Origin of the sequence: Lysobacter sp. 5GHs7-4 (genome assembly GCF_021284765.1) — a bacterium.
Lineage (GTDB): Bacteria > Pseudomonadota > Gammaproteobacteria > Xanthomonadales > Xanthomonadaceae > Lysobacter.
Genome location: NZ_CP089924.1, coordinates 4143102 through 4162702, shown reverse-complemented (window position 1 = coordinate 4162702; position 19601 = coordinate 4143102). Strand labels below are relative to the sequence as shown.

Here is a 19601-nt window from a genome sequence, read left to right as displayed (position 1 = left end):
GATACGGTGAAGCATGCCGCCCGAACGTCGCCATCCGGGGCTCAGCCTGGTCGAGGACTGCGTGCGCTGGGCGCGCCGGCGCATCGAAGGTCAGGTGCTGCGGCCGGGAATGCGCCTGCCTTCCGTGCGCGCGCTCGCGCGCCAGCGCGGCGTGTCGCCGTTCACCGTGGTCGAGGCCTACGAGCGCCTGGTTGCGGACGGCTATCTGGAGGCGCGCCGGGGTTCGGGTTTTTACGTGCGCGGGCGCGCGGCCGAGGCGCCGGCGCCTATGGCCGTGCCGGCACCGACGATCGACCTGGACTGGCTGATGCAGAACATGCTCGCCAGCGGCACCGCGCGCGGACCCGGGCTGGGCGTGCTGCCGCCGTCGTGGCTGGACGGCGCGCAACTGGGCGCGGCGATCCGTGCGCTGGGGCGCGAGGGGCGCTGGCTGGAAAGCGGCAAACCACACGGCTACGCGCCCTTGCGTGCGCTGCTGCAGCAACGCCTGGCGGCGCTCGACATCTTGGCCCAGCAGGATCAGATCGTGCTGACCACCGGTGTCGCGCATGCGCTGAATCTGGTGCTGGCGGCGCTGGTCCAGCGTGGCGACGCGGTGCTCACGCTGGACCCGTGCTGGTTCGGCGCGCTCGGCATCGCGTCCGCGCACGGCGCGCGCGTGATCGGCATCGCCTGCGGCGCGCAGGGGCCGGACCTGGGCGAGTTGGAACGCGCGATGGCGCAGGAGCGACCGCGTCTGATGGTGCTCAGCTGCGCCGCGCGCAATCCCACCGGGCTGTCGCTGCCGGAGCCGGTGGTGGCGCGTATCCTCGCGCTGGCCGCGCACCACGGCGTGACCGTTTTCGAGGACGACGTCTACGCCGATCTGTGCGGCACCCCGGTGACGCGCGCGGCCGCGTTGGACCGCTTGCAGCAGGTGATCTACGCCGGCAGCTTCTCCAAGACGCTGGCCGCCAACGTGCGCGTCGGTTATCTGGCGGCCAACGCGGAGCTGGCGCGCAAGCTGACCAACGCCAAGATCCTCACCGGCTTCACCACGCCCGAACTCAACGAACGGCTGGTGCACAAGCTGCTGGCCGAACGCCGTTACGACAAGCACGTCGAAGGCCTGCGCGAACGCCTGGCCCCGCAGCGCGATCAGGCGCAGCGGATGTTCGCGGCGGAAGGGCGGGAGGTGTTGGGGGCGCCCAGCGACGGCATGTTCCTGTGGGTGAACATGCGCACCGACACCAACGGCTTGGCTATGCGCGCCCGTGAGCAGAACATCCTGATCGCGCCAGGCAGCCTGTTCACCGCGCAGCAGGCGCGCAGCGAGTGGATGCGGTTCAACGTCACTACTCAGGTGGACAGGCAGATGCGCGGCCTGCTGTTTACCTGACAGGCCCCTGCGAACGGAAATGCACGCAGGGCCCGCCGTGCTCGCCAATGCGGCAACTCACGCCGATGTAGGTGTCGACCACGACGTCGCTTCTAGGGTCAGCGTGAATCCGATCGCGACTCAGCGGTCGGGTAGGGGCAGCGGAAACTTCGACTGGATCGCGGCCTTGAGCGCCTCGGTAGCAGGCGTTCCGGAGCAATGTTGTACCGACAGCGTATAGCGGCCTTGCACGCACGACTGCAGGATGGTGCCGCCGCTGCTCACGCATAGAAACAATGGCTCTGGAGGCGCTTGCCATAGAGTGGGCTCGCTCCAGGCGCGCTGGATCGCCAGCAACTCCTTCGTGTCCGCATGGAACACCCTGCGGGTGTGCAGCCGTGGATACGCCCCTTCACCGGATGCACGGGATGCGAGATCGACTTCGACCGACGCCTTCGCGTCCCGAATGTCGAAGTCGGCCCGATAGAAAGTGTCGAATGCGCCGTTGTCGAAGATGGCCACATAGCGCTGTTCGATCCGTGGCTGGTCGGAGCGCCCGCAAGCGTCGGGCAGGTCGCCCAGCAGCGGCCCTGTACGCAGTAGTGTGATTCTGGCGTTTGCGCCCGCATCGAATTCGCTTTCGGGCGGCACGGAAATCCATGGTGCCGCAGGCTGCCAGGCCGGGACAGTTTGGCGACTGGCCCAGATGGCGGTCGCCAGAATACCGGCGACCAGGAGCGCGCCCGTTGTCACCAGGATGCGCTCGAGCTGGGTCGCCAAGGGCCTTACGCCTCAGAGATTCTGATAATTCGGCCCCGCGCCGCCTTCCGGCGTGACCCAGGTGATGATCTCGTACGGGTCCTTGATGTCGCAGGTCTTGCAGTGCACGCAGTTGGCGGCGTTGATCTGCAGGCGCTTGCCTTGCGCTTCCTCGACGATCTCGTAGACGCCGGCCGGGCAGAAGCGGGTGCAGGGGTTGTCGTATTCCTCGACGCAGCGGGTCACGCAGATCGAGGTGTCGGCGACCTTGAGGTGCACCGGCTGGTCTTCGTCGTGCTCGGTGGCGGCGAAGTAGACGCCGGCCAGACGGTCGCGCGGCACCAGGGTGCGTTCGACGTAGTCGCGCTTGGGGCGCTCAGAATCCTTGAGCTTGTCCAGCGACGACCAGTCGGGCTTGTTCTTCAGCGTCCACGGCGACAGACCGCCGGTGACGGTTTCCCAGGCGGCGTTGAGCATGCCGAACCACAGGCCGCGCTTGAAGCCGGGCTTGATGTTGCGGACCTTCTTCAATTCGTCCATCGCCGGCGAGGCGCGCAGCTTGGCGTCGAAGCCTTCGGGTGCGAGTTCCGAGGCGGCCAGGTGTTCGGCGGCGAGCATGCCGCTGCGGATCGCCTGATGGGTGCCCTTGATCTTGGGCACGTTGAGCAGGCCGGCGGTGTCGCCGATCAGCAGCGCGCCGGGCATCTCGACCTTGGGCAGCGACTGCCAGCCGCCGGTGACGATGGCGCGCGCGCCGGCCGAGACCAGGTTGCCGCCTTCCAGCAACGGCTTGACCGAGGGGTGGTTCTTCCATTGCTGGAACGCTTCCCAAGGCTTGTACTCGGGATCGGCGTAATCCAGTCCGCTGACGTAGCCCAGTGCGATGCGGCCCTTGTCCAGGTGATACAGGAAGCTGCCGCCGTAGGTGCGGTTGTCGGCCGGCCAGCCGAAGCTGTGCACGACCTTGCCCGGCGTGACGCGGTCTTCCGGCACCTGCCACAGTTCCTTGATGCCGATCGAATAGCCCTGCGGGTCGCTGTTGGCGTCCAGGCCGAAACGCTTGACCAATCGCTTGGTGAGGTGGCCGCGCGCGCCCTCGGCGAACACGGTGACCTTGGCGCGGATGTCGATGCCGGCGGTGTAGCCGGGCTTGTGCGATCCGTCCTTGGCCACGCCCATGTCGCCGATGCGCACGCCCAGCACGCGGCCGTCGGCGTCGTGCAGAGTCTCGGAGGCGGCGAAGCCGGGGTAGATCTCCACGCCCAGCGCCTCGGCCTGCGGCGCCAGCCAGGCGCACATCGCGCCCAGGCTGACGATCACGTTGCCGTGGTTGTTCATGCCCGGAGGCACCGGCAGTTTGCGGCCGCCGTCCTTGTTGAGCAGCCAGAACTCGTCGTGGGTCACCGGCACGCAGATCGGCGGCGGGTTGTCGCGCCAGTTCGGCAGCAGCGCGTCCAGCGGGCCGGTCTCGATGACCGCGCCGGACAGGATGTGCGCGCCGATGGTGCTGGACTTCTCGATCACGCAGACCGAGAGGTCCGGGTTGAGCTGCTTGAGGCGGATCGCGAACGACAGGCCGGCCGGACCGGCGCCGACGGTGACGACGTCGTACTCCATGACGTCGCGCTCGACCTCGGCGGGGGTGGGGCTGTGTTCGCTCATGCTGGCTCTCCGCTTGCTGAGGCTGGAATTGTCGCGGGTTTGGGCCTCCAGCTCAAAGCCGGGCGACGCCTGCCGCCGTAAATGCGGCCGCGACGGTATGCTCGACGCGCCCCGATCCGAGCCCTGCGCATGCCCGGCCCCGCCACTCCACCCGCGAAGGACGCGCGCTTGCCCGCCGGCGCCGCCGAGCCGCGCCTGTTCCTGGCCGAGGTGGACGCCGACCACGACGCCGTCTACGAGGCCCAGTTGGGGTTGCTGGACGAGGACGAGCGCGCGCGGCTGGCGCGCCTGCGGCTGGCGGCGGTGCGGCGCGAGGCCCTGGCCGCGCGGCTGCTGCTGCGCCACGCGCTGTCGGCCTGTTGGCCGCGGCCGCCGCAGGACTGGCGCTACCGGCGCGGGATCTACGGGCGTCCGCAGGTGCTGGATGCGCCGGAGCTGAGCTTCAGCCTGTCGCACTGCGCGGGCCTGGTCGGTTGCCTGGTCGCGCCGGGTGGGCGCGTGGGCTTGGACCTGGAGCCTGCTGAGCGCGACACCGCCGAGCTGTGGAACGCGCGCACCCTGGCGCCGCAGGAGCTGGCCGAGTTGTGGGCGCAGGCGCCGGAACTGCGTGGACAGGCGTTCCTGCGCAGTTGGACCTTGAAGGAGGCCTACGCCAAGGCCAGCGGGCGCGGGTTACGGCTGCCGTTCGACCGCATCGCGTTCGCGCGCGACGGCGACGGCGTGCCGCATCTGCAGCGTGCCGGCGCCCCGTCGCCGGCGTGGCGCCTGTGGAGTTTCCGTCTGGGGCCGACGCATCTAGGCGCGATCGCCGTGCGCCGCGCGCGCGTCGGGCAGGACGCGATCGCGATCGAGACCGTAGCGGCCTTGCCGTATCGCGGCGCCGAGAGCGGCCGCGTGCTGCGGCCGGCCGATCCGTTCTAGCGCGGCCCGCGCCGGGCCGGCGTCGTAGGTCTTTAGCGCTGCGTGCCGCGCGGGTGTTCGGCCTGCTCGTGGGCGTTGCCGCTGGTCAGGATCCAGCCGCCCATCTCGCGCGTGAGCGAGGCCAGCGCGCCGTCGAAGGCCGCGACCACGTCCGGCACCGCGGTGGTGGACGCGGCCTGGCGCTGCACGAAGGTGCGTTGCGCGGCGATCTTCTGATCGCGGTTGTGCAGCAGCTTGGCGCTGACCTCGATGGTCGCCGACGGCAGCGCCTCGCCGTTGCCGTAGTCGGATTCGAAGCGGCGCAGGTCCAGCACCAGCTTGTAGTCGGCGGCCACGCCGCTGCCCTGGCGCGCCACCGCGTCGATGCGGCCGGAATCCTCCAGCGCGCGCAGCAGCGCGTCCTGCAGCATCTCGCCCGGCGGCTTGGCCCAGCTGGCGCCCTTGTAGACCTGCATCTCGTTGGGCGCCGGCCGCACCGCGATGCGCAGACTGTCGATCACGCGCGCCGCGGTCGGCGGCGTCAGCGACAGCTGCCAGTCGGCGTTGGGCCAGGACGCGTCGGCCTGCACGCGCGGGTCGGGCGCGTACTGGGTGGCGCGTTCCTTGGGCTTCTGCTCGAGGATGGAGCAGCCGGCCAGCGCCAGCAGCAGGCCGGCGCCGAGCAGGCGGCGCAGTCGCGCGGAAGAGGGGGACGAAGGGCGGGTCATTGCGGCTCGAACTCCTTCTGTGCGTCGCGGCCGAGCAGGTAACGGGTCGGATTGCTGTCGAGGCGGTCGCTGATGCGGCGCAGGTCGCGCACCAGGCTGCGCAGTTCGCTCAGGGTCGGGCCGAGCTGGGCCAGGCCGTCGTTGGCGAAGCTGTTGATGGCGGCGCGGTTGTCGTTGAGGATGCCGTTGGCGCCGTTGGCGGCCGAGTCCAGGCGCCCCAGGGTGCTGTCTAGCTTGGCGATCAGGCCGGGCAGCTTGGCGACCAGTTCGCGGTCGACGTTTTCCACCGCGCGGTTGGTGGTGTTCAAGGTCGCGGTCAGCTGCTCGCTGGATTTGCGCGCATTGACGATCAGGGCGCGCAGGTCCTCGCGCTGGTCGGCGATCGAGCCGGTCATGGATTCGATGTTGGCCAGCGTGTTCGACACGCGCTTGACGTTGTCGTCGCTGAGCACCTGGTCCAGGCGCGCGACCAGCCGGTTGGCGGTGTCGGCGATGTTCTGCAGCGCCGAGGCCTCGGTCTGGATCACCGGAATCTCGCGCCGGTCGACGTCGGCCAGCGCCGGGCTGCCGGGGCTGCCGCCGGTGAGCTGGATGATCGGGCTGCCGGTGATGCCGGTCATCGACAGTTTGGCGCGGGTGTCGGCCTTGATCGGCGCGTCGGCCTGCAGGCGCAGCTGCGCGATCACCCGGCGCGGGTCGTCCGGCGCCAGCCGCAGCAGTTTCACCGTGCCCACCGAAATGCCGTTGTATTGCACGGTGCTGCCTTCCGACAGGCCGGTGACCGGCTCGTTGAAGATCACCGCGTACTCGCGCCAGCTCTTCTCCGACGAGTACTTGGCGGCCCACAGCGCGAACAGCAGCAGGAACAGCGTCGCGATGATCGTGAACGCGCCGATGAGGACGTAATTGGCCTTGGTTTCCATCAGGCACCTGAGACGATGAGGCCCGGCGGGCGGTCTGTGACGGACATCATGCCAGCACGGGGTAAGTGAACGCGGTGAAGTGCAGCAGGTTGAGTCCGAAATGGGTCAGCATCGCGGCCTGCAGTCCGCCGCGGCGATAGGCCAGGCCGTAGCCGATGCCGGCCAACACGGCCAGCGACGCCGACAGCCAGCCGCCGGCGAAGTGGACCAGGCCGAACGCGAGCGCGGCCACCGCGATCGCGGCCGCGTCGCCCCAGCGGCGCTCGCGCCAGCGGCGCATCAGGCCTTCCTGCAGATAGCCGCGGAACAGGGCCTCCTCGGCCAGGGTCACCAGCAGCAGATTGTTGACCGCCCACAGCCAGCCCCAGGTCGGCCATTTCGGCGCCCATGCGATCTGGCCCAGGGCGAAGGCCACACCCAGGCACACGATGGACACGCCCAGGCAGGCCGGTAGCGCGGCCTTGAACCAATCGGCCCACGGACGCTCCCGCTGCACCCCGGCCCAGACCAGCACCAGCCAGAAACCGACCAGAGGCTTGTCGAGGTTGAGGTACATGTCGAACTCGATCGCATCCGGGGTGATCCGGGTCGGCGCGATCGCGAGCAGGTTGTGGAACCCCGGCATCGCGTGGAAGCCCAGCGCCAACGCGACCAGCACGAACAACACGTGCCCGGCGATCCGCCACGGCCGCTTGCGGGCCGGCGCGATCAGCCAGCCGGCCAGCGCCAGCAGCGCCAGCGCGATCGCGGCGCGCGCGTCGAGCTGGCCGTGCAGGGCCGCGGCGATGCCCGCCACAGCCAACAGCGCCAGGCTGGCCTTGCGCAAACGCGGCCACCACAACAGCAGCGAAGCCAAGCCCAGTGCGAGGTAGGGCAGGTGGTACTGGATCAGGGTGAGGGCGGGGTTCAAGCGCGGGCGTCCTTGCGTGCGGCGGCGTCAGCGTTCGGCCGCCGCGTGCTGGTCGCGCGCGACCTGGGCGGCGCGCGCGCGCGGGCCATGGAAATACTCGTGCGCCCAGGGATGGTCGAGTTTTTCGATCTCCGCCATCGGCGCGCAGGCGATCACCTTGCGGTCGGCGAGCACGGCGATGCGGTCGCAGATCGCGTACAGGGTGTCGAGGTCGTGGGTGATCAGGAACACGGTCAGCCCCAGCGCCTGCTGCAGGGTGCGGATCAAACGGTCGAACGCGGCCGCGCCGATCGGGTCCAGGCCGGCGGTGGGTTCGTCCAGGAACAGCAGCGGCGGATCCAGCGCCAGCGCGCGCGCCAGACCGGCGCGCTTGCGCATGCCGCCGGACAGCTGCGAGGGCAGCTTGTTGATCGCGTCGGCGGGCAGGCCGGCCAGCTTGACCTTAAGCAGCGACAGTTCGTAGCGCAGCGTATCGGGCAGGTCGCCGTGGTACTCCTTCAACGGCACCTGCACGTTCTCGCCCACGGTCAGCGAAGAGAACAGCGCACCGTCCTGGAACAGCACGCCGGTGTTGCGCTCGATCTCGCGCCGGCGCAGCGGATCCTCGCTGCGCGCGTCGATGCCCAGCACTTCGATGCGGCCTTCGTCGGGACGGCGCAGGCCCAGGATGGAGCGCATCAGCACCGACTTGCCGGTGCCCGAGCCGCCGACCACGCCCAGGATCTCGCCGGGTTTCACGTCCAGGTCCAGGCCGTCGTGCACGGTCTGCTCGCCGAACCGGTTGACCAGTCCGCGCACGCGGATGATCGGCGTGCCGGCGCCGATAGGATCGCGCGGGTCGTCGATGGACGCTTCTGCGGACGGCATGCTCAAAACCCGACCTCCATGAACCAGATCGCGGCGAAGGCGTCGATCACGATCACCAGCGAGATCGCCTGCACCACGCTGGAAGTGGTGCGTTCGCCCACCGACTGCGCGGTGCCCTCGACCTGCAGGCCTTCCAGGCAGCCGATCAGGCTGATCAGCAGCGCGAATACCGGCGCCTTGCACAGGCCGACCAGGAAATGGCGCAGTTCCATCGTCTCGTGCATGCGCGCCAGGTACTGCTGCGGCGGAATGTCGAGGTTGTAGGCGCCCACGGTCAGGCCGCCGAGCAGGCCGAAGATCATCGCCACGAAGGTCAGCAGCGGCAGCATCACCAGCAGCGCCAGCACGCGCGGGATCACCAGCAGGTCGATCGGGTCCATGCCCAGGGTGCGGATCGCGTCGACTTCCTCGCGGCTGACCATGGCGCCGATCTGCGCGGTGAAGGCGCTGGCGGTGCGGCCGGCCAGCACGATCGCGGTCAGCAGCACGCCGAACTCGCGCAGGAACGAAATGCTGACCAGCTCGACCACGAAGATGGTGGCGCCGAAGTCGCGCAGGATGGTCGCGCCCAGGAACGCCACCACCGCGCCGACCAGGAAGCACAGCAGCGCGATCAGCGGCACCGCGTCCAGGCCGACCTGCTCCATGTGGTGCACGGTGGCGGTGGGACGGAAACGGCCCGGGTCCTTGAACAGGCGCAGGATCTTGACCAGCGTTTCGCCGAAAAAGGCGACCAGCGCCAGCACTTCCTTCCAGTTGTCGGTGACCGCGTAGCCCAGGCGCGCCAGCGCGGCGTACACGCCGTACTCGCGTTTCTTCTTAGGACGCTCGTCGGAGACGTCCTCGATCGCGCTGACCAGCGCGCGGTGGTTGTCGTGGAAGTCGAAACCGTCGAAATCGAGCTCGCGCCGGCGCGCGAAGCGCATCAGCTGCAGCACGCCGACCGAGTCCAGGCGTTCGACGCCGCTGGCGTCGATCGTGGTGGCGTCCTTGGGCGCGCCGTGCAGCGCGGCCGAGATCGCGTTGGCGTTCTCCAGCGTCCAGCGCCCGGATAGCCGCAGCCGCGACGGCGTCTGGGCGTCGGCGGCGATCTGCGGCGTGTGCGAGGACGATGGGGTCATAGGCTCTCCGGCGCAGGATACAGGCTAGTCATGACGACGTGAGCGCTTTGTCGGCTCGATCGTTCTGCCCAAGTCGGGTGTCCGCATGCGATGCTTTCGCGCATGTCGACCCCCGTTTCCGCAAGCGCGCCCCCCGCCCCCTTGAGCGCGACCAGCTACGCCGCACGCATCGGCTTCGTGGTCGAGCTGGCCGAACGTCTGCACGCGTATGGCACCACCGCGCAGCGCCTGGAGGGCGCGGTGTCGGCGGTCGCGCAACGGCTGCGCCTGGAATGTGAGCCCTGGTCCAATCCGACCGGGCTGATCCTGACCTTCAGCGATCCGCACCGGGCGCCCGGCGAAAGCGACACCACGCGCGTGATCCGCCTGCCGCCGGGCGAGAACGATCTGTACAAGCTCAGCGAAACCGACCGCATCGCCGAGGACGTGATGGCCGGGCGCCTGGACCTGGCCGCCGGCCACGCCGCGCTGGAGGCGCTGGACCGGCCGCGCACGCGGCGTTGGCGCGCGATGCAGGTGCTGGCCTTCGGCCTGGCCGCGTCGGCGGTCGGCGGTTTGCTGCGCCTGCCCTGGCCCGATATCGCGGTGGCCGGCGTCAACGGCCTGCTGATCGGTCTGCTGATCGACTGGTCGGGTGCGCGCCCGCGTTTCAAGGAAGCGCTGGAAGCGGTGGCGGGCATGGTCGCGGCCATGCTGGCGGTGCTGGTGGCGAGTTTTCTGGTGCCGCTCAACCAGAACACGGTGATCATCGCCTCGTTGATCGTGCTGCTGCCCGGCATGGCGCTGACCAACGCGGTCAACGAACTCACCAGCCAGCACCTGGTCTCGGGCACGGCGCGTTTCGCCGGTGCGCTGACCACGGTGGTCAAGCTGGCGGTGGGCACCATCATCGCCTTGTACCTGGCCGACCTGGTCGGGCTGAAGCCGGCCATCCAGGCCTCGCGTCCGCAGCCGGCGTGGGTGGAGTGGTGCGGATTGGCGGTGGCCTCGTATGCGTTCGCGGTGCTGTTCCGCGCCCACCGCAGCGATTATCCGAAGGTGATGGCCGCGGCCGCCTGCGGTTACCTGATTTCGCGCTTCGCCGGCGAAGCCTGGGGCAGTCCGGCCGGCATCTTCCTGGCCGCGCTGGCGCTGACCGCGGCCGGCAACGCCTACGCGCGCTGGGGCAACCGGCCCGGCGCCATCGTGCGCGTGCCCGGCATCATCATGCTGGTGCCCGGCAGCGTCAGCCTGCGCGGCCTGCTGACGCTGATCCAGCAGCAGGACATGGAGGTCGGCCAGGATGCGGTGCTGGCGGTGATCAACATCCTGCTGGCGCTGATTGCCGGTTTGCTGTTCGGCAATCTGCTGTTGCCGGCGCGGCGCAATCTGTAGCCGAATGCGCTGCGATTCGCTAGCGCATCGCCTGCGTGATTATCCCTGGGGAAACTCCGGATCCGGCGTCCGCATTCATGTCGCGATAATCCGATTCGCGAAAACGAAAACGCCGGCGCGGGGCCGGCGTTTTCGCGAGCGCTGCGCGTGACCGCGCCGCGTTTACTTGATCAGGAACTCTTCCAGCTTGCGGCCGTTGCCGGTGTAGGCGGCCAGCCAGCGCGGCTGCTTGCCGCGGCCGGTCCAGGTCTCGCCGGTGTTGCCGGGGTTGCGGTACTTCGGCGCGACCTTGCCCAACGGCTTGCGCGCCTTGCGCGCGGCGCCCGCGGCCGGCTTGGCGGCCTTGGCGCGCGTGCTGGAGGCGCTGGCGCCGTTGCCGAACAGCTCGGCGATGTCGTAGCCCTCGGCCTTGGCGAGCTGGGTCAGCTTCTTGCGCACGGCCGCGATCGGCTTGCGCTTGTTGAGCGTGGTTTTGCGCTTTTTGGCCTGCGTGATCAGCGATTCGAGTTCTTTCGCGGACAACGAGTTCAGATCGATCGACATGGGGGGCTCCGGTGGGGAATATCGGTTTGGATTATCAGCCGCTCCATGGCTTGCCCGGGCATGTTAATCGGGCCGGGCGGCGGCGTAAATCTCCCGGGGTATCCCGGGAGATATTCGGTTCGATAATCCCCGCCGGCCGCGGACCCGACGGACGGGCCGCGCGGGCGGCTCAGGCGCCCGGCAGCAGGCGCGCGAACAGGCGCTCGCGGTCGAGGTTTTCGGCCTCGCTGGCGCGGCGCTGGCGGTACTCGTAAGTGCCCGCGGCCAGGCCGCGCTCGGACACCACGATCCGGTGCGGCACGCCGATCAGCTCCATGTCGGCGAACATCGCGCCCGGGCGCAGGCCGCGGTCGTCCAGGGCGGTGTCGACGCCGGCGGCGTTGAGGTCGCGGTACAGCGCCTGCGCCGCCTCGGCCACGGCCGGGTCGTTCTTGGGGTTGATCACGCACACCACCGCCGCCCACGGCGCCATCGCCTCGGGCCAGCAGATGCCGGCCTCGTCGTGGTTCTGCTCGATCGCGGCGGCGACGATGCGCGATACGCCGATGCCGTAGCAGCCCATGGCCGGCACCGCGGCCTTGCCGGTCTCGTCCAGCACGCTGAGCTTCATCGCCTCGGCGTACTTGCGGCCCAACTGGAACACGTGGCCCACCTCGATGCCGCGGCCGATGTCCAGGCGGCCCTGGCCGTCGGGCGAGGGGTCGCCGGCGACCGCGTTGCGCACGTCGGCGACCTCGTCCGGCTCGGCCAGGTCGCGGCCCCAGTTGACGCCGGCCAGGTGGTAGCCGTTCTCGTTGGCGCCGACCACGAAATCGGCCATGGCCGCGACGCTGCGGTCGGCGATCACGCGGATCTTCCTGGCCGGCGCGACCGGGCCGAGGAAGCCGGGGTTCGCGCCCAGGTGTTCGAGGATCTCGGCCTCGGTGGCCAGGCGGTACTCGCCCAGGCCGGCGAGCTTGCGCAGCTTGATTTCGTTGACCACGTGGTCGCCGCGCACCAGCACCAGCGCGAACTGCGGCTGGCCTTCGCCGTCCGCACCGACGACGGCCACCGACTTCACCGTGCGCGACAGCGCCACGCCCATCAGCGCGGCCACGTCCTCGCAGGTCTTCTGCGTCGGCGTGTCGATCTTGCGCATCGCTTCGGCCGCCGCGGCGCGCTCGCCCGGCGCCAGCGCCTCGGCCAGCTCGACGTTGGCGGCGTAGTCGGAGCCGTCCGAGAACGCGATCGCGTCCTCGCCCGAATCGGCCAGCACGTGGAACTCGTGCGAGGCGCTGCCGCCGATCGCGCCGGTGTCGGCGAACACGGCGCGGAACTTCAGGCCCAGGCGGGTGAAGATGCGGCCGTAGGTGTCGTACATGTTGCGGTATTCGCGGCCCAGGTCCTCATCGCTGAGGTGGAAGGAGTAGGCGTCCTTCATCAGGAACTCGCGCGCGCGCATCACGCCGAAGCGCGGCCGGATCTCGTCGCGGAACTTGGTCTGCACCTGGTAGAAGTTCACCGGCAGCTGCTTGTAGCTGGACAGCTCGTCGCGCGCGAAGTCGGTGATGACTTCCTCGGCGGTGGGGGCGTAGCAGTAGCCGGACTCCTTGCGGTCCTTGAACTTCAGCAGCTGGTCGCCGAATTTCTCCCAGCGCCCGGTTTCCTCCCACAGCTCGCGCGGCTGCACGGTCGGCATCAGCACCTCGATCGCGCCGGCGGCGTCCATTTCCTCGCGCACCGCGCGCTCGACCTTGCGCAACACGCGCAGGCCCAGCGGCGACCAGGTGTACAGGCCGGCGGCAAGCTTGCGGATCATGCCGGCCTTGAGCATCAGCTTGTGGCTGACGATTTCGGCCTCGGCGGGGGTTTCCTTGCTGGTATGGAGGTGGAACTGCGACAGACGCATCGGCGGGGCTTCGAAACCGGAGGGAAGCCCCCATTCTGCCGTGCGCGCGCGCATCGCGCGAATTCGACGGTTCGGATGGCGCCGGTTGGGATGCGTCCGTCCGGATGCGCCGGCTCAGTCGCGGTCGCCGTGGACTTCGATACCGGCCTGCGGCTGGCGCGGCAGGCGTTGGTAGGGGCGGCCCTTGGGCGGCGTGTCGCCGACATGGAGCTGGCCGTCGTCGTCGCGCCAGCGGTACAGGGGCGGGTCGGCGGCCTCGGCGCGGGCCTGCGCCTGGCGGGCGCGGGCGCTGTTCGCGGGGGCGGCTTCGTTCTGCGCGGCCCACCAGGCCAGGCCGACGCCGAGCGCGATGCCCGCGGCGATGGCCCAGCCCGGTTTCATGCGTTCAGGCTTGCGGCGTGCCGGCGGCGGCCACGGCCGGCTTGCAGTAGGCGGCGATCGAGGCCTCGGCCAGCTTGACCTGGGCGGCGCGCTGCTCCGGGGTGAAAGCGCTGTCGGCCTTGCCGTCCTTGTCGGTGTCCAGCCCGATCGGGGCGTTGCTCTGCAGTTGCTTGAGATTGCTGCGCGCGGTGGTGCATTCGGCGCTTTCGGTGGGCTTGGCCTGGGCCACCGAGGGCGTGCCGGTGCGGTTCTGGATCTGGCGGCCCTTGACGTTGCCCTGGTTGGCCGGCGGCGAATCGGAGTAGTGGGTGACGCCGTTGGCGTCCTTCCACTGGTAGACCTCGCCGGCGGCGGCGGGCAGGGCCAGCGCCAGCAGCGCCAGGGCTAGCCACGCGCGGCGCGGACGGGGGACGGGAGTACGGGTCGGGCAGGGCATGGTCGGCTCCGGGCAGGTCGGTGCTGGACGGTGGTAGGTACGGTACGGCGGGGGAACGTCGATTGCAGCACCGTGCCGGCGCGCAGGCAAGCGCTACACTTCCGTTATGGAACCTATGCCTACGCCTCGACCGCGCGGACGCGGCATCTATTTGCTGCCGAACCTGTTCACCACCGGCGGCCTGTTCGCCGGCTTCTACGCCATCATCGCCGCCACCCAGGGCCGCTACGGCGACGCCTGCATCGCGATCTTCATCGCCGCCATCCTGGACGGCGTCGACGGCCGGGTCGCGCGCCTGACCAATACCCAGAGCGAGTTCGGGGTGCAGTACGACTCCCTGGCCGACCTGATCAGCTTCGGCCTGGCGCCGTCGCTGGTGATGTACCACTGGGCGCTGGAAACGATGAAGCACGACGGCCCGATGCCGGCCAAGATCGGCTGGATCGCCGCCTTCCTGTACGCGGCCTGCGCGGCGCTGCGGCTGGCGCGCTTCAACTCCCAGGTCGGCCAGGTCGACAAGCGCTGGTTCATCGGCCTGGCCAGCCCGGCCGCGGCCGGACTGGTCGCCAGTTTCGTCTGGACCTGCGACGAGCTGGGCTGGACCGGCGAGGAGCTGCGCTACGCCGCGCTGTCGGTGACGGTGATCGCCGGCTTGCTGATGGTCAGCCGCTTGCGCTATTTCAGCTTCAAGGGCGGCGGCCCCAAGCACGACCGGGTGCCGTTCCTGGCGATCCTGATCGTGGTGGTGGTGGTGATCGCGATCGCGATCGATCCGCCCAGCGTGCTGCTGCTGATCTTCGCCCCCTACGCGCTGTCGGGGCCGGTCTACGCCCTGTACCGGCGCGCGCGGCGCATGCCGCCGGCGGAGACGGCACCGACAGACAAGGGCCCTGGCGCATGAGTTTGTGGAGCGCGCAGCAGCGCGAATGGCTGCAGGCATTGGGCCATCCGGCGCTGGCGCTGGCCACGGCCGGCGATGCGCCGCCGCCGCGCGCGGCCGAGCCTGTGCCCGTGCAGGCGCGCGCCGCCACCGAGCCCCGCGCGGCCGCAACCGCGGAGCCGACGCGCTCGCAAGAAACCCCGCAGGCGCGCACGCCCGAGCGCGCGCGTCCGGCGCCGTCCACGAATAACGACGACGCCCTGCTGCGCGCGGTGCTGCGCGCGGCCGGACGCCACCCCGGCGCGGCGCCCGACGCAGCGGTGCTGGCGCTGTACGATGCCGCCGCCTTGCGCGGCTATCCGGCCGCCAAGCGCGCGCTGTGGCCTTTGCTGCGCAGCCTGCGCCGGGGCGCACGCGCATGAGCGCGCAGGCCGTCGACCGCGAAGCGCCGGCCGCCGGTCTGCGGCCGATGCGCGAGGACGACCTGGACGCGGTGCACGCGATCGAGATCCGCGCCTACGAGTTCCCCTGGACCCTGGGCATCTTCCGCGACTGCCTGCGCGCGGATTACCCGTCCTGGGTGCTGTACCGCAACGACCGCATCCTGGGCTATTTCCTGATGAGCCTGGCCGCCGGCGAAGCGCACGTGCTCAACGTCTGCGTCGCACCGGAACAGCAGGGCCACGGCTACGGCCGGCGCCTGCTGCACGCGATGCTGCAGATCGCGCGCGGCCGCGGCGCGCAGCGGATCTTCCTGGAAGTGCGTCCGTCCAATCCCGGTGCGATCGCGCTCTACCACGCCGAAGGCTTCAACGAGATCGGCCGCCGCCCGCGTTATTACCCGGCCCGCGACGGCCGCGAGGACGCGCTGGTGATGGCGATGGAGTTGCTGGCGCCGGAAGGCATGGGCTAGCGCGCCCTGCTTTCTGTGGGAGCGGCGTAAGCCGCGATGAATCCCATGAGCCGGCGGAACCCGCGATCCGAAGTCGGGTGCGGCGACAACCGCACCATCGCTCCCGCCCGATAGCCGCGCCAATGCGGTGCGCCTTGCTTTCTGTGGGAGCGGCGTAAGCCGCGATGGATCCCACGTACCAGCGGAACCCGCGACCCGAGGTAGGGTGCGGCGACAACCGCACCATCGCTCTCGCCCGATAGCCGCGCCGATGCGGTGCGCCTGCGGCTTAGCGCATCCTACGGCTGGCGTTCGAGATAGAGCTCGGCGGGCAGCCCGAGGAAGGCCGGTGCGCCCAGCCTCGAACCGGCCAGGTCGCTTTCGTTGTTGAGCGCGTGGTTGACTGCGTCGACCATCGACGCGCGCGTCGCGATCGCCTGGAAACGCGCACGCGGCCCCTCGTGAAACATGCGCGCGGCGATTTGCGCGGCCTGCGCGAACAGCGGTTCGCGCCCCCAGCGGAACTCGTGCCAGCGCCCGTCCGCGTCCTGGGCCTGGAAGCCCTCGGGCTTGGTCACCTCGGCGCAGGCCGGAATATGCGCGATCAGCAGCAGGCCGAACGCCTCGGGCACCACGTCCACCAAGCGCCGCGCGGTCATCGCGTCGCCGGCCAGCGCCCGCATGTCGGCTTCGATCTGCTCGTCGCTACGGTCGCCCTCGCCGAACACCAGGACGGCGCGTTCGACCTCTTCGTCCGACAGCGCCCGCGGCGGCGGCACGACGATCGCCGGGCGCTTGCCGAACCAGTCGCGCAGACGCCGCAACACCCGATCTCAGCCCAGCTTCGCGCGCTGCGCCTGCAGCGCTTCCAGCTGCACTCGCCAGTCGCTCAGGCGCTTGCGCTCCTGCTCGACCACCGCCGGCGGCGCGTTCTGCACGAAGGTCTCGCTGGCCAGCTTGTTCTCGCACTTGCCGATCTCGCCTTCGACGCGCTTGATCTCCTTGTCCAGGCGCACGCGTTCGGCGCCCAGATCGACCAGCCCTTCCAGCGGCACCAGCAGGGTCAGGTCGCCGACCACGCCCGTCGCGGCGGCCGGCGAGGCGGCGCCCGCGGCGAGCGCCTCGACGCGCTCCAGGCGGTTGAGGAAGCGCAGCTGCGAATCGAAGCGGACGGCCCGCGCACGGTCGCCGTCGTTACCGCCGGACAGCAGCAGCACCACGTTCTTGGACGGCGCCACATTGAGTTCGCTGCGGATCTTGCGCAGCGCGCTGACCATCGCCATAAGCCACTCCACGTCGGCTTCGGCGCTGGCGTAATCCGCGGCGTAATCCGCGGCGCGCGGGTAGGGCCGCAGCATGATCGTGGCCTCGGCGATGCCCAGGCGCGGCGCGACCTGCTGCCACAGCTCCTCGGTCACGAACGGGACCAGCGGATGCAGCAGCGACAGCAGGCGTTCCAGCACGTACAGCAGAGTGTGGCGGGTGCTGTCGGCGGCGGCCTGGTCCTCGCCCTGCAGCGCCGGCTTGGCCAGTTCGACGAACCAGTCGCAGAACTCGTTCCAGGCGAATTCGTACAGCGCCTGCGCGAGCAAATCGAAACGGTAGGCGGCGAACTGGGCCTCGGCCTCGGCCGCGACCCGCGCCAGACGCGACAGGATCCAGCGCTCGGCGTCGGTGCGCGGCTGCGGGGCGCCGGCGAAGCTGGCGCCCTCGGTGTTCATCAGCACGAAACGGGTCGCGTTCCAGAGCTTGTTGCAGAAGTTCTTGTAGCCCTCGGCGCGGCCCAGGTCGAACTTGATGTCGCGGCCGGGGCCGGCCAGCGCGGTCATGGTGAAGCGCAGCGCGTCGGCGCCGAAGGCCGGGATGCCGTCGGGGAATTCCTTGCGCGTGGCCTTCTCGATCTTGGGTGCGTCCTGCGGCTTCATCAGGCCGGTGGTGCGCTTGGCGACCAGCGCATCGAGCGTGATGCCGTCGATGATGTCCAGCGGGTCGAGGATGTTGCCCTTCGACTTGGACATCTTCTGGCCGTCCTTGTCGCGGACCAGACCGGTGATGTAGACGTCGCGGAACGGCACGCGGCCGACCAGCTCGTCGGTCATCATGATCATGCGCGCGACCCAGAAGAAGATGATGTCGAAGCCGGTCACCAGCACGCTGGTCGGCAGCGCGACGTCGAAGCCGAGCTCGCCCATCTTGTCTTCGTTCGGCCAGCCCTGCGTGCTGAACGGGAACATGGCCGAGGAGAACCAGGTTTCCAGTACGTCCGGGTCTTGCACCAGTTCGATGCGGTCCTTGACCTTGTCGTAGTTGTCGCTGCCCAGCGCGGCCAGCAACTTGGCGTGTGCGGCGACCACGGCCTCGGCTTCCGTCCGGGCGACGATTTCTCCGCCGAGCAGCGGCGTGAAATCCGTTTCGCCGCTGCGGACGGTCCAGGCCGGAATGCGGTGGCCCCACCAAAGCTGACGCGAAATCGTCCAGTCCTGGATGTTCTCCAGCCAGTGGCGGTAGGTGTTGATCCAGTTCGACGGAACGAACTTCACCTCGCCGGATTCGACCAGTTCGAGCCCGCGCTGCGCCAGGCTGTCCATCTTCACGAACCACTGGTCGGTCAGGTACGGCTCGATCACCTGGCCGCTGCGGTCGCCGCGCGGCACCTGCAGGCGATGCGGTTTGACCTCGACCAGCAGCTCCGCGACATCCAGATCCGCGACGATCATCTTGCGCGCGTCGAAGCGGTCCAGGCCGCGATACGCGGCCGGAATGTACTTCTCGACGATCGCCGTCATGCCCTGTTCGGTGAACAAGGCGAAATCGTCCATGTACTGGGTCTGCTGCGGCGTGCGGTTGTCCAGATCGATCTTGGTGAAGTTCGGATCCGCGGACGACAGCACGTGCTTGAGCGCGACCGGGCCCGTATCGGTCCAGACCGACGCGTTGGGCGCGAAGATGTTGATCGACAGCAGCGAATGACGCTGACCCACCGCGTAGTCGTTGGCGTCGTGCGCGGGCGTGACCTTGACCACGCCGGTGCCGAAGGCGCGGTCGACGTAGCTGTCGGTGATGACGGGAATGCGGCGGCCGGTCAGCGGCAGATCGACGAACTTGCCGTGGATGGCGGTGTAGCGTTCGTCGTCGGGGTGCACCATCACCGCGGTGTCGCCCAGCATGGTTTCCGGGCGGGTGGTGGCGACCACGACGTAGTCGCGGGTCTCGCGCAGGGTTTCGTTGCCGTCGTCGTCGCGTTCGACGTATTCGTAGCTCGCGCCGTCGGCCAGCGGGTAGCGGATCGACCACATGTGGCCGTTCTCTTCCTCGTTGGCCACCTCCAGGTCGGAGATCGCGGTCTTCAGCACCGGATCCCAGTTGACCAGGCGCTGGCCGCGATAGATCAACCCCTTCTCGTGCAGGCGCACGAAGGCTTCGGTGATCGCCTCCGAGGCCATCGGGTCCATGGTGAACACGCTGCGCGACCAGTCGCCGCTGGCGCCGAGGCGGCGCATCTGGCGTTCGATGGTGTCGCCGGAGTGCTGCTTCCACTCCCAGACCTTTTCGATGAACTTGTCGCGGCCCAGCGAGTCGCGGGTTTCGCCCTTGCCTTCGAGGGCGAGGTTGCGGCCCACCACCATCTCCGTCGCGATGCCGGCGTGGTCGGTGCCCATCTGCCACAGCGTGCGATAACCGCGCATGCGGTGATAGCGGATCAGCGCGTCCTGCAGGGTGTGCTGGAAGGCGTGGCCCATGTGCAGGGTGCCGGTCACGTTGGGCGGCGGCAGCAGGATCGCGTAGGACGGACCGTCGCCGCGCGGCTGGAACACGCCGCTGCTCTCCCATTGCGCGTACAGGCGGGCTTCGAACTGCTTGGGGTCGTAGCTGGAGGCGAGGGACATAAAGACTCGTGATTCGGAATTGGATTGCGGGGCGTGGAACGGAACTTGGATCTGAGGGCGCGACGCTGCCGATTCGGGTCTTTGCCCGTCATT

At 69.5% G+C, this 19601-nt stretch carries 18 protein-coding genes and 1 pseudogene; 6 read left to right on the top strand and 13 right to left on the bottom strand.

Annotation, left to right across the window (positions count from 1 at the left end):
* The first annotated feature begins 13 nt into the window (after window positions 1-13).
* Window positions 14-1378 (top strand): PLP-dependent aminotransferase family protein, encoded by a 1365-nt coding sequence (locus LVB77_RS18710; RefSeq protein WP_232907616.1) that lies wholly within the window; start codon window positions 14-16, stop codon window positions 1376-1378.
* Between the two features lie 120 nt (window positions 1379-1498).
* Here LVB77_RS18710 and LVB77_RS18705 read toward each other — a convergent pair whose 3' ends face one another.
* Both LVB77_RS18705 and LVB77_RS18700 read right to left on the bottom strand, forming a co-directional pair.
* Entirely contained in the window at window positions 1499-2137 is a 639-nt protein-coding gene (locus LVB77_RS18705; RefSeq protein WP_232907614.1) for a hypothetical protein, read from the bottom strand.
* Window positions 2138-2149: 12 nt separating this feature from the next.
* Window positions 2150-3778 (bottom strand): electron transfer flavoprotein-ubiquinone oxidoreductase, encoded by a 1629-nt coding sequence (locus tag LVB77_RS18700; RefSeq protein WP_232907613.1) that lies wholly within the window; start codon window positions 3776-3778, stop codon window positions 2150-2152.
* A 168-nt stretch (window positions 3779-3946) separates the two neighbouring features.
* On the opposite strand from LVB77_RS18700, the gene LVB77_RS18695 reads away from it, so the two are divergent.
* The gene (locus LVB77_RS18695; protein ID WP_232907612.1) at window positions 3947-4699 is read left to right on the top strand and encodes a 4'-phosphopantetheinyl transferase superfamily protein; all 753 of its coding nucleotides are present in this window, start codon (window positions 3947-3949) and stop codon (window positions 4697-4699) included.
* 32 nt (window positions 4700-4731) lie between these two features.
* Here the strand turns inward: LVB77_RS18695 and LVB77_RS18690 are convergent, their stop codons facing one another.
* The 5 genes from LVB77_RS18690 to LVB77_RS18670 are packed head-to-tail and all read right to left on the bottom strand — an operon-like array spanning window position 4732 to window position 9227.
* A complete protein-coding gene (locus LVB77_RS18690) occupies window positions 4732-5406 on the bottom strand; it encodes an ABC-type transport auxiliary lipoprotein family protein (RefSeq protein ID WP_232907610.1) in 675 nt (224 codons plus the stop codon).
* Entirely contained in the window at window positions 5403-6329 is a 927-nt protein-coding gene (locus LVB77_RS18685; RefSeq protein WP_232907609.1) for an MlaD family protein, read from the bottom strand. The genes LVB77_RS18690 and LVB77_RS18685 overlap by 4 nt, the downstream gene beginning before the upstream one ends.
* Window positions 6330-6375: 46 nt before the next feature.
* Complete coding sequence (locus LVB77_RS18680; protein WP_232907608.1) at window positions 6376-7239, bottom strand: CPBP family intramembrane glutamic endopeptidase; 864 nt, start codon at window positions 7237-7239, stop codon at window positions 6376-6378.
* 27 nt (window positions 7240-7266) lie between these two features.
* Window positions 7267-8106, bottom strand: coding sequence for an ABC transporter ATP-binding protein (locus LVB77_RS18675; protein ID WP_232907607.1), 840 nt, complete (start codon window positions 8104-8106; stop codon window positions 7267-7269).
* Window positions 8107-8108: 2 nt separating this feature from the next.
* A complete protein-coding gene (locus LVB77_RS18670) occupies window positions 8109-9227 on the bottom strand; it encodes an MlaE family lipid ABC transporter permease subunit (protein ID WP_232907605.1) in 1119 nt (372 codons plus the stop codon).
* A 102-nt stretch (window positions 9228-9329) separates the two neighbouring features.
* On the opposite strand from LVB77_RS18670, the gene LVB77_RS18665 reads away from it, so the two are divergent.
* Window positions 9330-10601 carry a threonine/serine exporter family protein gene (locus LVB77_RS18665; RefSeq protein ID WP_232907603.1) on the top strand — a complete coding sequence of 424 codons (1272 nt, stop codon included), beginning with the start codon at window positions 9330-9332 and terminating at the stop codon, window positions 10599-10601.
* Window positions 10602-10769: 168 nt separating this feature from the next.
* Here LVB77_RS18665 and LVB77_RS18660 read toward each other — a convergent pair.
* The 4 genes and pseudogenes from LVB77_RS18660 to LVB77_RS18645 form a co-directional block, all read right to left on the bottom strand.
* A pseudogene (locus LVB77_RS18660) lies at window positions 10770-11144 on the bottom strand (H-NS histone family protein); the annotation flags it as partial.
* 169 nt (window positions 11145-11313) lie between these two features.
* A complete protein-coding gene (locus LVB77_RS18655; protein ID WP_232907600.1) occupies window positions 11314-13032 on the bottom strand; it encodes a proline--tRNA ligase in 1719 nt (572 codons plus the stop codon).
* Window positions 13033-13146: 114 nt separating this feature from the next.
* Entirely contained in the window at window positions 13147-13413 is a 267-nt protein-coding gene (locus tag LVB77_RS18650; RefSeq protein ID WP_232907599.1) for a DUF4124 domain-containing protein, read from the bottom strand.
* A gap of 4 nt (window positions 13414-13417) precedes the next feature.
* Window positions 13418-13849: a DUF4124 domain-containing protein gene (locus LVB77_RS18645; RefSeq protein WP_232907597.1), complete on the bottom strand. Its 432-nt coding sequence runs from the start codon at window positions 13847-13849 to the stop codon at window positions 13418-13420.
* Between the two features lie 106 nt (window positions 13850-13955).
* Between LVB77_RS18645 and pssA the strand changes: the two genes are divergently transcribed.
* Genes pssA through rimI form a run of 3 tightly spaced genes read left to right on the top strand, consistent with a single transcriptional unit; the run spans window position 13956 to window position 15642 of the window.
* Window positions 13956-14750 (top strand): CDP-diacylglycerol--serine O-phosphatidyltransferase, encoded by a 795-nt coding sequence (gene pssA, locus LVB77_RS18640; RefSeq protein WP_232907596.1) that lies wholly within the window; start codon window positions 13956-13958, stop codon window positions 14748-14750.
* Entirely contained in the window at window positions 14747-15151 is a 405-nt protein-coding gene (locus LVB77_RS18635) for an alanine acetyltransferase (protein ID WP_232907595.1), read from the top strand. Before pssA ends, LVB77_RS18635 begins: the two co-directional genes overlap by 4 nt.
* Entirely contained in the window at window positions 15148-15642 is a 495-nt protein-coding gene (gene rimI, locus LVB77_RS18630) for a ribosomal protein S18-alanine N-acetyltransferase (RefSeq protein WP_232907593.1), read from the top strand. Before LVB77_RS18635 ends, rimI begins: the two co-directional genes overlap by 4 nt.
* Window positions 15643-15920: 278 nt before the next feature.
* Here rimI and LVB77_RS18625 read toward each other — a convergent pair whose 3' ends face one another.
* Both LVB77_RS18625 and LVB77_RS18620 read right to left on the bottom strand, forming a co-directional pair.
* Window positions 15921-16448, bottom strand: a complete 528-nt coding sequence (locus tag LVB77_RS18625) for a hypothetical protein (protein ID WP_232907592.1) — start codon at window positions 16446-16448, stop codon at window positions 15921-15923.
* 6 nt (window positions 16449-16454) lie between these two features.
* Complete coding sequence (locus LVB77_RS18620) at window positions 16455-19508, bottom strand: valine--tRNA ligase (protein WP_232907591.1); 3054 nt, start codon at window positions 19506-19508, stop codon at window positions 16455-16457.
* Between the last annotated feature and the right edge of the window lie 93 nt (window positions 19509-19601).